The organism is Planococcus shenhongbingii, from assembly GCF_030413635.1.
GTDB lineage: Bacteria > Bacillota > Bacilli > Bacillales_A > Planococcaceae > Planococcus > Planococcus shenhongbingii.
Genome location: NZ_CP129235.1, coordinates 231,018 through 243,201 on the forward strand (window position 1 = coordinate 231,018; position 12,184 = coordinate 243,201).

Sequence of the window (12,184 nt, forward strand, 5' to 3'; positions counted from 1 at the left end):
ATGTACACGTTGATTTTATTCCTTCATATTATGAGCGCCGTTTTATCCATAGGCCCTTTTTTTGTCCTGGTGCCCTTAGTCAAACAGATGAGGGATGTTCCGGATGCAGTGCTGCAATCACAAATCTCGACATTTCGTTCAGCTACCCGGCTCGTTAAACATGCGGGACATGTGCTGGTGACGACTGGTGTGTTATTGATATGGCAAAGTTACTGGCAATGGACGACACCGTGGATCGTGATGACACTTGTAATCATGTTTGGGTCGATTTTTTTCCTGGCGCGTGCCTTTAAGCCCATCTTGCAAAAGTTTGATGAACCGCATGCAGACCGGGCTGCTTTAATTAATAAATTAAACCGATCCGTCTGGCTGTATATTGGCTTGCTTGTGGCCATGCTTTGGCTGATGGTAGCTAAACCTGAGCTGTGGTAAGGTAAATAAAAAAAGCTGATGTCCTAGGACATCAGCTTTTTCTATACCATTAACCTTTCACAGCACCAGCTGTCATGCCGGCAACGAAGAAGCGCTGCAGGAAGACGTACGCGATTACCATTGGAGCAGAAGCGATAATGACGCCTGTGAAGAGCATTGGATAGTTTGTGGAATATTGGCCTTGGAACTCAAGCAAAGCGAGCGGCAAGGTCTTGTACGCGTTGTCTGTGATGAATAGCAATGGATACAGCAAATCGTTCCAATGCATCACAAACAGGAAAATGGCAGTTGCCGAGAGGGAAGGCAACGACAAAGGTATGGCTACTCTCGTGAACATCTGCCAGTTTCCAGCGCCATCAATTGTTGAGGCTTCAAACAATTCCTTCGGCAATGTTTTCATAAAGCCGGTCAAAATGAATACGGCAATCGGCAATGTGGTGGATACATTGACGAGAATCAGCCCAACCAAACTATTTGTAAGCCCCAAGTCCAGCATTAATGAGTAAAGCGGCACCATGATCACTTGTGCCGGCACCATCATACCAAGCGTAAACAATGTAAATAGGATGTTTCCGAGCCAGCTGCTGAGGCGTGTGATGCCAAAAGCAATCATGGAAGCGAACAGCAAAGTGAATGTTACGGAAAACAATGTGACGATTACACTGTTCATAAAATAGCCGGCCATCGTCTGCTCTTGGAAAATAGCTACGTAATTATCGATATTTAGACCATTTGCAGGAAGTCCAAGTGGATTAGCAAAGGTTTCCTGCAAAGTCTTCATCGATGTCAGTACAACCACCAGCAAAGGAATCAAGATAAGCAAAGCATAAACGATTAGAGAAAACCTTCGGAAAAGCACACTGTTTTCCTCCTTTCATTAATAGGAAACCCGATCCGATCGCAATGCTTTGAATTGCAGGAACGTGATAAACGCGATAATAATCATAAAAATTACAGAAATGGCACTTGCGTAACCAAACTGGTAACTTCTAAAAGCAATGTCATAGATATAAGTGGCGATGATTTCTGTTGAGTTATTAGGTCCGCCGCCTGTCATCGCAAATACCAGGTCGAACGCTTTGAACGATTGAATGGTTGTATAAGCAACAACAATCGTAGCGGAAGGAGCCAGCAACGGCCACGTAACCGCCCGGAACGTCTGCCATTTTGAAGCCCCTTCAATTTTAGCCACTTCGTACATTTCCTGCGGGATGGCTTGAAGGCCGGCAACAAAGACGATGAGCATTTGGCCTGCATGGAACCAAACCTGTGTAATAGCTAGAGAGTAGATCGCGATATTGGCATTCCCCAGCCAGTTTTGCGCGATGAATCCAAGGCCGATCGCTTCCAGGATTTGATTCAGGATGCCTAAAGACGGATCGTAAACAAACGCCCAGATAAACGCCACGGAAACAGATGACAGAATGGTAGGGAAAAAATACAAAGCCCGCAGAAAAATGGTGGTCTTTGTATTTTTTAACAAAATCATTGCAAAAGCAAGCGCCACTAGTGTTTGGAAGATAACTACTACTAGCATGAATTTTAAGTTATTGCCAATTGTTTTCCTGAAAATCGAATCACCGGTAAAAGCCCGTTCAAAATTGTCGAAACCGATGAATGCGAAGGCATCACTAAATCCATCCCAATCAGTGAATGAATAAAACAACGCACTGATTGTTGGATAGAGGAAGAAAATGCTGTACAGGAGAAATCCCGGTACAAAAAATAGAAAAATAGTTTTTGAGTTTTTCATAACATCATTCCCTGTTTTCGTCTACGATTTTCTGTGCAGCTTCTGCAGCTGCCATCGGTTCTTCTCCGCCTAAAACATTTTCAATCGAGCTGAGTACAGCATCTTCAACTTGCGCATTGGTGATCAAATAGCGCGGCTGGAATCTCGTTTTTCTTTCATCAATCCAGTACGCGGTATTTTTTAAAGCTTCTGATTCATAATTGACATCTGTAACAGTCAAATGCTGGCCAGTTTCATTTGCATATTTTGAAGCAACTTCCGGCTGGCTCAAGTATTCAATGAATTTTTTTGCCTGGTCTTTTTTCTCTGAATTGCTGTTCACGGCAAGCATGAATGTAGCGGTGTTGATGCCTTCATATACTGCTTCGCTTTCTTCGACCGTAATCGGCGCCAGCAAGTCTAATTGAAGGTCTGGGTTCAAGCCCAATAAAGATGCCATATGGTATGAGCCGGTCGCAAGCATTGCAGCTTCACCGTTCGCTACCATAGCCATTGCAGCATCCTGGTTAGTGCCAAGTGCGTTTTCCTGGATATAACCTTTTTGCTCAAGCAATTGGAAATCCTCCAGTGTTTTTACCCACCATTCGTTCGTTAGCTTCTCTTCACCGCTTAACAGTTTCGCAAAGATTTCTTCATCAGGTGCATTGTTCATCACCATGCTGTTCATAAATTGGTTAGGACCGATATCCGCTCCAGGGAAAGCGATAGGCGTGATGCCGTTTTCCAACAGCGTATCACACATTTCCTGGAATTCAGTCCAGCTCTTCGGCACTTCAAGCCCGAGTTCTTCAAACATGCCTTTGTTGTAAACCGGCATATTGAAAACAAGCTGATATGGAAGAGCATACTGTTTGCCGTCTACTTGTCCGACACTGATCAAGTTTTCATCAAAATTAGAAACAAATTCTTCACCGCTTAAATCTTCAAAAATTCCAGCTTCTTGAAGTGACTGGAATTGTGCTCCGGGGAATGAAGCGAAGACATCGCCCGTGGAACCTTCCTGCAGCATGCGTTGAGCAGTGCCCAAATATTGATCGGAAGGATAGATATTCATTTCTACAGAAATATCAGGATTTTCTTTTTCAAACTCCGTGATAATTTCATCAAAGACGGCTTTATCTTCCCCACGCCAATGCATAAAACTGATTTGTGTTTTCTCGCCGCTTTCTCCGCCGCTTTCGTTGCTGCTGTTGCTTTCACCGGCACACCCCGAAAGAATTAATAACACTGCTAAAATTCCGGCAATCATTGAAATATACTTTTTTGACATCCCTGTGCCCACCCCTTTTTATAATGATAGAACTGCTTATTATTAGTTATACCGTAAAAGTACTATTAAACACAAATAATACTGAATTATCGAATTTTAGCCATTTTTTCATTGACAAAAGAAGAAAAGTCCCATAAGATAAGTTCAACCTTTTTGTACGGAAAATGGCAGAAGATGTCGGAAGCGGCATCGCCACAGTACAGTAGAGCTGAGCATAGCAGAGCAAATCGATGAATAAGAAGAGTAGCGTATAGAGTTCCTCTCAAAGAGAGCCAGTGGCAGGTGGAAACTGGCGGGGATTGTGCGTGAATGGGCTTATGAGAGATTCCTTGAACCAAGAGTAGAGGAGTCCGTTTCTCCCGCGTTACAGGGGGCTAAGGGAAAGCTGTTTCAGCTTTAACAAGAGGTGGTACCGCGGTCAATCCGTCCTCTGCAAGGAATGTTTCTGTTCCTTGCAGGGGGCTTTTTTATTGTCTGGGGTACCAGGGGGCTACACAGGCGCTTCCGCTTTTCTAAATCAAAGGAGATGAGCAGAGATGAAGATGAGAAAAATTGATGGAGATTCTTTGACGCCGATTATGGTGTTCAACCGGCTGCAAGGCGAACGGAAATGTTTATTGGAAAGTTCCTTGAAGACAAGTGTGACCGGCCGCTATTCTTTTATTGCGGCTGATCCATCGAAAACGTTTATTGGAGATGGAGATGCGTTAAAAGAAGTAGATTTCCGCACTGGACAGGAAACGAATCATATAGGCAAACCGCTCGAATTATTGAAATCACTTTTGCCTGTTTATGATGCAAAAGTGGAAGGACTGCCGTTTACAGGAGGAGCGCTCGGCTACATAGGATATGACGCCATCCAGGCTTATGAACCGGTTGAAGAAGCTGTAAAGAATAGCCTTCAGATGCCCGATATCCATCTCCATCTGTATGAGACGATTGTGGTTTTTGACCATGTAAAAAATGATATCACAATCATTTCATTTGAAGATAAATTGGAAGACGTAGAAGCGCAGCTGAACTTGCCGGAGACTGTTGCAGAGCAGGAAAAACAACAGCCGCTCCTGTTTTCTTCTAAAACCGATGCTAAAAAGTTTCGTGCTCAAGTAGAGCAAGCCAAAGACCATATCCGAAACGGCGATGTTTTTCAATTGGTATTGTCGCAGCGCTTATCCGCTGGTTATGGGGGAGATGCATTCCAGTTGTACCGGAAACTGCGCAAGCAGAATCCCTCACCTTATCAGTTTTTCATCGATTTTGGCGACTATGCTGTAGTTGGGGCGTCACCTGAAAGTTTATTGACGATACGGGATGGCCATATGATAACCAATCCGATAGCGGGGACTCGAAAAAGAGGGCGTACAGAAGAAGAAGATGCGTTTCTTGCGGATGAATTGGCAAACGATGAAAAAGAACGGGCAGAACACCAGATGCTGGTCGATCTCAGCCGCAACGACGTGGGCCGTGTGGCAGCAATCGGTTCTGTGAAAATCCCGAAGTACATGGCTATCGAGAAATATCAGCACGTTATGCACCTCGTGTCGGAAGTAACGGGGGAGTTGAATAGCGCCATGCATCCGCTTGATGCACTGGTATCATGTCTCCCTGCAGGCACAGTATCAGGCGCTCCGAAAGTGCGTGCGATGCAGCTGATCCAGCAATTTGAAGAAGAGCGGCGTGGAGTCTATGGAGGGGCAATCGGCTATTTCGGCTTTAACGGGAATTTGGATGTGGCTCTCGCCATTCGGACATTTGTGGTTAAGGACCAGCAAGTCCATGTGCAAGCGGGCGCAGGAATTGTCTATGATTCGGATCCCCAGGCAGAATTTGAAGAAACTTTGCACAAAGCACGTTCACTTACGGAGGTGTTCGGATGATTCTTTTAATCGATCATTACGATTCTTTCACTTATAATATTTATCAAGCTGCAGCGGAAATGGGCAAAGATGTGGAAGTTGTCCGCTATGGAGTATTATCGCTTGAAGAAATCATCGCGAAACAGCCGGAAGCCATCATTTTGTCTCCGGGACCGGGGCATCCGGAAGCTTTGCCGGATTCAATCCAGTTGATCCAACAGGTTTACCAAACCATTCCGATTCTTGGGATTTGCCTGGGCCACCAATTGATTGGCGCAGCTTTTGGAGGGAATATCATCCAGGCGCCAGTGATCCGGCACGGCAAAGTTTCTTCCATAACGCATAATCAGCAAGGAATCTTTGCTGGAATGCCAAAGCCATTGCCTGTTATGCGCTATCATTCGCTTGTAATCGATGCGGCGACTGTTCCGGAATGCTTGAATATCGACGCAGTTGCTTCGGATGACAATACCATAATGGCTATCCGGCACGAAATTTTTCCGGTATATGGTATGCAATTCCATCCCGAATCAATTGGAACCCCTGAAGGAGTGCAGTTGTTGGAACGTTTTTTTATAGAGATTGAGCAAGAAATCGCTGTTAAATAGGCGATAAAGAAAAGAGGGCGGCCTGGACTTGATGCCAGGCCGCTCTCTTTTTCTATTTTCTAACGAGTGGCATCGTGCAACAGCGGAAGGCCCCGCCGGATTTGATAATCTCAGAAAAATCCACTTCAATTACATGGAATCCCCGTTTTTTGAGCATATGATTGACTTTCTTGTTCTGCGGTTGGCTGAAGACCCGGCGGTTTCCAATCGACAGTACATTGGTGCCGAGTGCAAATTGTTCCTCAGCACTCACTTTCATCAGAGTATAGCGTTTAGCTAACATTTTTATGGTTTCTGCATCCAATGCTTCAGGAAAAATCAACGCTTCCGTCGGGGAAAGGATATTGAAAACGCAATCAAGATGCAAATACTTTTCGTTAAATGAAATGGGCACCACATTAAAGCGCGGCAATTTTTCCTGCAGTTCCTGAATAGCGGTTTTAGATGTCCGGCTGCTGATGCCGACATAAAGCGTATCTTGGTCGATGATAACGTCTCCGCCTTCTACCCGGTTAGAGCCGAGCGGCTTGAAGCGAATGTGCCGGCTTTCCAGCCATTTCTCCAACTCAGCTTCTTCGCCTTGCCGGATAGCTGAAGCCATTCCACCGATAAAGACAGTATCGTCTACTGTAAATCCGATATCACGCGTGAAAACTTGTTCAGGGAAATGCTCAGCCGATTCAAGCATCTCTACTGCAACGCCGTTTTCTTGCAAAGCTTTTACAAACTGTTCGTGTTGCTGCATGGCTTTTTCAGTATCGATATTTTCTTTTTGATAACGTTTTTGCACATCGTTGATCACTTCTTTGATTTCCATGTAATGCGGAGCGCATAACAAAACCGATTGAAGTGTATCGTATTCGCTTCTGCACCAGGCAAACGGTGCTTCTTTTGCATAAGATGTCATATTTTCTCCTCCAAAAAAACCTCATAGTCATATACCTATTCCCTGCTGGGAGGCAGAATAAAACATAGAGATAAAGTACAATCAACAGAGAAGCAATTGAAAACTGCAGTCCAATCAAGGGATAGGAGGAATCATATGAATATCGTCAAACAAGAAGTTCCAGAAGACCGCGATTTTATCCGGAATAAGGTGATTGAGCATAATGTGGCCAGTTTGCCTGGCGAAAAGAAGTCACCGAAAGAACAAGTCAGCTTTATTGCCCGCAATGATGAAGGGGAAATAATTGGAGGAATCACTGGCACCGCTTACTGGGAGCACATGCATATCGATTTTCTCTGGGTAGATCCAGAAGCCCGCGGCAGACGGATTGCTGAAGAGCTGATGCAGCAGCTGGAGCATTATTCGCGAAGCCAGGCATGCTACCTGATGGTAGTGGAGACATTCAGTTTCCAGGCGCCGGGGTTTTACAAGAAACAAGGATTTTGTGAATTCGGCGTATTGGAAAATCATCCAAAAGGGCATAGCAAACATTATTTTGAAAAACGGTTGATGGATTAAAGGCAATAAAAAAAGGGCGCCCAAAAGGCGTCCTTTTTAAATCAGTCCTGTTCTTTGTAAAATACTTTGTCGATATTGTATTTTGCTTTATGCGTGTTAATCAAATATGTTTCGTAAATATCGCGCTCCATCGGATCTTCTACAATCGAAACCGTAATGCGGTAAACTTCATCGCGGTGGTTTTTCAATGGTGACACGTTATCTTCGAAATGCTTTTTCACGCGCTGGCGAAGTTTACGAGCTTTGCCGACAAACAGTAATTCGCCGCTATGGTTGAAGAATTGAATGATGCCGCCTTTATCGCGCGGAACTTCATGCAAGTCGATAAAACCGTATAATGGCTTAATGATCGCCTCGTCGCCTGTAACTTCCTGTTTGCGCTGTGTAATGGTGATATCGGCTTTAGGTGGTTGAATATTAATCATACTTATCACGTCCTCTATTATCGTATTGCTTATCTTACCATAAAAAAGAGCGGAAATCTATTCGCTCTTTTTGTTAATGAACAAGAATGGTTTTCATAAAGAAGCCAACCCATCATCAAACGAAGCTTGTCCCTGCAGGACTTCAAAGGTTTTATGATAAGTGTTTGGCTGATCCAGGACTTTTACTAAAAGCGCAGCCACGTCGGCTCTTGGAATCGACCGGTCTTTTAGCGAAGCAAAGCCTTCAGCAGAGACTTCGATTTTTCCGGATTTACCATCATTTGATAAAGCCCCAGGGCGCACAATTGTATAATCGAGATCCGTTGTTTTCAGCAGATCGTCTGCCACTCTTTTTGCCACAAGGTAAGGCTTCATTTTTTCGCCTCCTTGATCAGGATCCGGAGTGCCCACGGAACTCAGCTGCACAAAGCGTTTCACACCTTTTTCTTCGGCGTATCTCATCGCTTTTACAGAACCCCATAAATCGATGGTCAAGGTCTTATCCGCTCCTGTAGATCCTCCGGAACCGGCAGCGAAAATAACCGCATCTATACCTTCAAAAGCTTCACTAAAATCTTTTTCCAAATCACCTAATACCACGTTTTCGGCACCGAGCTCTTTTAAATGATTCACTTGTTCTTCTTTGCGGACCATGGCGACTGCCTCGTGCTGGGAGGCCGCCAATTCCTGGACAACCCGCCGCCCAACTTGTCCGTTTGCGCCGATAACTAATACTTTCATATCATGTCCACTCCTTTAAAGTAACGATTTACTTAATATTCCCGTTAATTTCCAGACTAAACGTGCAAGCAATTTCAGGCAGATGCTACCAAAAATCGTTAGGAAAGGCTAGAATGGAGAAACGGAGGTGTAACAATGAAAATTACAAATTTTAGCTTTCACCAAATAAAAGATCCGACAGGCATTATAGTCGGAGACCGCTATGAATTTTTGCTGGACGTGGAAGTGGATGAAGATGACGAGCTATTCACAGAAGGCGGCTTGGAATTGCGTGTTATTTTGGCAGTAGAAGAAAATGGAGCAAGGATTGCCCATTATAATTTCGCTGACAAAGCGACTCGGCAAACCTTGGAATTCGGCCTTGAAGAAGATGAAGAGGCGGAAGTATCAGCTTTTTGCCACGACAAACTATAAGGTGATCAAGAAAAAATCCCAGCCGGATTCGGCTGGGATTTTTATTTAGATTTTCACATCAATTTTGGCAGTTTTTTTCAATTCTTCAATACGGTCAGCAACTGATTGCTGTGTGTTTTGCTGTTCCAAAGACTGGCGGATGGTAGGTTCCATTTCTTCGAAAGCCGGAGCTTCTTCTTTTGCTGTTTCAGCAAAACCATCATATGCTGCTTGGACTTCTTTGTCGGTCACTTCAGCTGGTTTCACTTCTTTGGCTACATAGTTTTCATAAGTGATTTGTTCGCGGAGCTGGCTTTTCATATCTTCCATCGTGTATCCGCTTTTTTTGAGAGCGTCGTTCATAGCTTCTTCGCTTTCGAATTGACCTTTTAACTCCTCAAGGCGTTCTTCAACTGCTGCATCCTCTGCTTCATATCCTTTTTTGGCAGCGTCCTGCAAAATCAGCTTATTGCCGACAATAACGGTGATCGCTTGTTCTTTCACCAAGTCGGCATTTTCAGCTTCCGCTGTATCTTTCCCTTGTGTAGCAAGAGAAGATTCCAGCTGGCGGGCAACACTATTATAGACATTGCCTAGAATGTCTTCGTCGTTTACGACGACGACCACATCTTCTTCGGCTGGCAGTTTAAGTTTTGTCTGCTGCTCTGCAGTTGCTTGTTCAGCCGCTTCTGCTGGTTCTTCTTTTTGGGCCGCTTCTTCGTTGCCGGAACAAGCTCCGAGTGCCAAAGCTAATAGAAGGGGGGCTGCTGCATATTTCATTTTTTTTATCATATGTAAACTCCTCTTTGGTCAGTCTCGTTACAGTAAACCATACTTGAGGATCCGATACAAATAGTTCGACGGGGTTGTTTCAATAATATCGCAATTCTGTATAATGAAACGGTATCTACCACAAAAGCTATTGAAGGAGATAATAATGAATAAATACATGACACGGCCGATGGGATTGTTGCTTTTGTTAGTGGTCATCTGGGGAGTCAGCTGGTCCATTTATAAAATGGCGCTCGATTATACACCGCCCATATTATTTGCTGGCCTTCGTTCTTTCATTGGAGGGATATTGCTTGCACTTGTGCTGCTGCCAGCGTGGCGGCGCATCCGCTGGCAGGAAAATTGGAAGGCTTATACGATTTCCGCCTTATTAAATGCCGTCTTATTCTATGGATTGCAGACCGCGGGATTGGAATATTTGCCGGGTGGGCTGTTTTCAGTCCTGATTTATTTTCAGCCGGTGCTGATCGGTATATTCGCTTGGATGTGGCTGGGTGAGAAAATGACCGCTTTTAAAATATCTGGGCTGCTCATAGGATTCTTGGGAATTCTGGTCATCAGCGCCGATAGCTTAACCGGAAATATTTCAATAACCGGTATTGTCATGGCGCTTTTTGCTGCGCTCAGTTGGGCGCTTGGGGTTATTTATGTGAAGAAAGTGGGCAATAAAGTCGATTCGATGTGGATGGTGGCGATGCAGTTTATCATTGGAGGAACAGTTTTATTGGCAGGAGGCAGTGCATTTGAAAGCTGGTCCGACATTGCATGGAACTTTCCGTACTGGATTGGCTTAGGGTTTGGAGCGACACTTGGAGTGCCGATTGCGTTTGTCATCTATTTTCATCTTCTGAACAACGGCGAAGCAAGCAAAGTGGCGGCATTTACGTTTCTTGTGCCATTGGTTGCGGTTCTGACCGGTACCTTATTTATGGATGAACCGGTAACGGCCACACTGGTTGTCGGGTTGGTGTTGATCGTCTTAAGCATTTATCTGGTCAATCGCAAGCCTACGAATGCAGCTGGTTTAATTCCTACGAAAAAAAGCGTCTGATTTAACAGAAGAAACATAGATGTAACAATTTAAAGTGCCGATTTCGTGAGATGACTGGTATAGTTATATATGTATTTAAATAAAAATTCATGCAATTGAAACGAAACTGTTGGAGGGACTACTATATGGGAAACAATAAAAACATTCAACCACGCAAAACTTTGGATACGATTCAACCTTATTCTCCGGGCAAGCCAATCTGGGAAGTACAAAAAGAATTAGGCTTAGACCGTGTTATTAAATTAGCATCAAACGAGAATCCACTTGGGCCTTCTCCAAAAGCGGTGGCAGCCATTCAAGCAAGCTTAACTGAATTGAACCGCTATCCGGATGCAGATACAACTGCTTTAAAAGAAGCGATTTCTTCCGCATATGATGTAAACCCACAGCAAGTGATTGCGACAAACGGCGCTGACGAATTGATCACGCTGGTCTCTGAAGCGTTCCTGGAGCAAGGTGACGAAATCATCGTTCCATCTCCTTCTTTCAGCGAATATGATTTCGGCGCCCATATCATGGGAGCAACTGTTGTACCTGTGCCTTTTGCAGAAAATTTTCAGTTTGATGTAGATGCCATCATTGCAGCAGTCACTGAAAAAACAAAAATTCTTTACATTTGCACGCCGAATAATCCGACTGGGACAATCATCTCGCAGTCTGACATCGAGAAAGTGCTGAATGCTGTTTCGGACGTTTTAATTGTTATCGACGGGGCATACAGCCACTTTGCCGATGCGCCTGAATACACAAATGGCATTGAATTTGTAAAGGCGGAATACCCAGTTGTAGTGCTGCAGACTTTTTCGAAAATCTATGGAATTGCAGGAATTCGCGTTGGTTTTGGCATAGCACCGGAATCGGTCATCCAATCGATCTTGAAAGTGAAAGAACCATTTAACGTCAATGCATTGGCGCAAGCTGCTGCGACGGCTGCGATTACGGACGTAGAACATGTCCGCGCTTCCCAAGAAGCCAATAAAGCTGGACGGGAGCAGCTATACAAAGCTTTTAAAGAGCTTGATTTGAACTACACGGAGAGCATGGCGAATTTCGTGCTTGTCCATATAGGCCCTAAAGGCGAAGAAATCTACAAGGCATTAATGGCCAAAGGCGTCATCGTCCGTTACGGAAAAACTTGGGGTCTTCCGGAATATATCCGGGTCACTGTAGGAACTCCGGAAGAAAACGAATTCTTTATCGAAGTTTTGACAGGACTATTAGCTAAACAAGTATAAAAAAGAGCTGCTTCCAAAAATGGAAGCAGCTCTGAGCTTGTAGACAAAAGAATATACTGTCAATCAAGTGAATAACTATCAAAAACAAAGTTCTCCCGTCGGTTCCTGCGCTTCAACCGGACGCTTTCCGCGGGCTCGCGCCGAACTAACTCGGGACTGGCGC

General features: G+C 44.4%; 14 protein-coding genes and 1 other annotated feature. Of the genes, 7 read left to right on the plus strand and 7 right to left on the minus strand.

All coding sequences use genetic code 11. The features are described from left to right. Entirely contained in the window at positions 1-432 is a 432-nt protein-coding gene (locus QWY16_RS01250; protein ID WP_300991045.1) for a DUF2269 family protein, read from the plus strand. 49 nt (positions 433-481) lie between these two features. Here the strand turns inward: QWY16_RS01250 and QWY16_RS01255 are convergent, their stop codons facing one another. Genes QWY16_RS01255 through QWY16_RS01265 form a run of 3 tightly spaced genes read right to left on the minus strand, consistent with a single transcriptional unit; the run spans position 482 to position 3,455 of the window. Continuing rightward, positions 482-1,291: a carbohydrate ABC transporter permease gene (locus QWY16_RS01255; protein ID WP_300991046.1), complete on the minus strand. Its 810-nt coding sequence runs from the start codon at positions 1,289-1,291 to the stop codon at positions 482-484. Positions 1,292-1,309: 18 nt separating this feature from the next. Beyond that, the gene (locus QWY16_RS01260) at positions 1,310-2,185 is read right to left on the minus strand and encodes a carbohydrate ABC transporter permease (RefSeq protein WP_300991047.1); all 876 of its coding nucleotides are present in this window, start codon (positions 2,183-2,185) and stop codon (positions 1,310-1,312) included. Positions 2,186-2,189: 4 nt separating this feature from the next. After that, positions 2,190-3,455 (minus strand): ABC transporter substrate-binding protein, encoded by a 1,266-nt coding sequence (locus QWY16_RS01265; RefSeq protein ID WP_300991048.1) that lies wholly within the window; start codon positions 3,453-3,455, stop codon positions 2,190-2,192. 221 nt (positions 3,456-3,676) lie between these two features. Further along, positions 3,677-3,889: a binding site (T-box leader), on the plus strand. Positions 3,890-3,991: 102 nt separating this feature from the next. Between QWY16_RS01265 and trpE the strand changes: the two genes are divergently transcribed. Continuing rightward, complete coding sequence (gene trpE, locus QWY16_RS01270) at positions 3,992-5,332, plus strand: anthranilate synthase component I (RefSeq protein WP_300991049.1); 1,341 nt, start codon at positions 3,992-3,994, stop codon at positions 5,330-5,332. Then, positions 5,329-5,919, plus strand: coding sequence for an anthranilate synthase component II (locus QWY16_RS01275; RefSeq protein ID WP_300991050.1), 591 nt, complete (start codon positions 5,329-5,331; stop codon positions 5,917-5,919). The genes trpE and QWY16_RS01275 overlap by 4 nt, the downstream gene beginning before the upstream one ends. 52 nt (positions 5,920-5,971) lie before the next feature. Here QWY16_RS01275 and QWY16_RS01280 read toward each other — a convergent pair whose 3' ends face one another. Continuing rightward, positions 5,972-6,826, minus strand: coding sequence for a dimethylarginine dimethylaminohydrolase family protein (locus tag QWY16_RS01280; RefSeq protein ID WP_300991051.1), 855 nt, complete (start codon positions 6,824-6,826; stop codon positions 5,972-5,974). Between the two features lie 135 nt (positions 6,827-6,961). Here QWY16_RS01280 and QWY16_RS01285 point away from each other — a divergent pair, with 135 nt between their 5' ends. Next, positions 6,962-7,384, plus strand: a complete 423-nt coding sequence (locus QWY16_RS01285; RefSeq protein WP_300991052.1) for a GNAT family N-acetyltransferase — start codon at positions 6,962-6,964, stop codon at positions 7,382-7,384. 41 nt (positions 7,385-7,425) lie between these two features. On the opposite strand, the gene QWY16_RS01290 is transcribed toward QWY16_RS01285, so the two are convergent. Both QWY16_RS01290 and QWY16_RS01295 read right to left on the minus strand, forming a co-directional pair. Then, positions 7,426-7,809: a nucleotide excision repair endonuclease gene (locus tag QWY16_RS01290; protein ID WP_436837158.1), complete on the minus strand. Its 384-nt coding sequence runs from the start codon at positions 7,807-7,809 to the stop codon at positions 7,426-7,428. 93 nt (positions 7,810-7,902) lie between these two features. Then, a complete protein-coding gene (locus tag QWY16_RS01295) occupies positions 7,903-8,550 on the minus strand; it encodes an SDR family oxidoreductase (RefSeq protein WP_300991053.1) in 648 nt (215 codons plus the stop codon). Between the two features lie 135 nt (positions 8,551-8,685). Between QWY16_RS01295 and QWY16_RS01300 the strand changes: the two genes are divergently transcribed. Next, positions 8,686-8,964, plus strand: coding sequence for a DUF6509 family protein (locus tag QWY16_RS01300; protein WP_300991054.1), 279 nt, complete (start codon positions 8,686-8,688; stop codon positions 8,962-8,964). 45 nt (positions 8,965-9,009) lie between these two features. On the opposite strand, the gene QWY16_RS01305 is transcribed toward QWY16_RS01300, so the two are convergent. After that, the gene (locus tag QWY16_RS01305; RefSeq protein WP_300991055.1) at positions 9,010-9,735 is read right to left on the minus strand and encodes a SurA N-terminal domain-containing protein; all 726 of its coding nucleotides are present in this window, start codon (positions 9,733-9,735) and stop codon (positions 9,010-9,012) included. Between the two features lie 145 nt (positions 9,736-9,880). Between QWY16_RS01305 and QWY16_RS01310 the strand changes: the two genes are divergently transcribed. Together QWY16_RS01310 and hisC are read left to right on the plus strand one after the other, a co-directional pair. Beyond that, a complete protein-coding gene (locus QWY16_RS01310; RefSeq protein ID WP_300991056.1) occupies positions 9,881-10,786 on the plus strand; it encodes a DMT family transporter in 906 nt (301 codons plus the stop codon). A gap of 125 nt (positions 10,787-10,911) precedes the next feature. Further along, positions 10,912-12,021 (plus strand): histidinol-phosphate transaminase, encoded by a 1,110-nt coding sequence (gene hisC, locus QWY16_RS01315; protein ID WP_300991057.1) that lies wholly within the window; start codon positions 10,912-10,914, stop codon positions 12,019-12,021. The last annotated feature ends 163 nt before the right edge of the window (positions 12,022-12,184 follow it).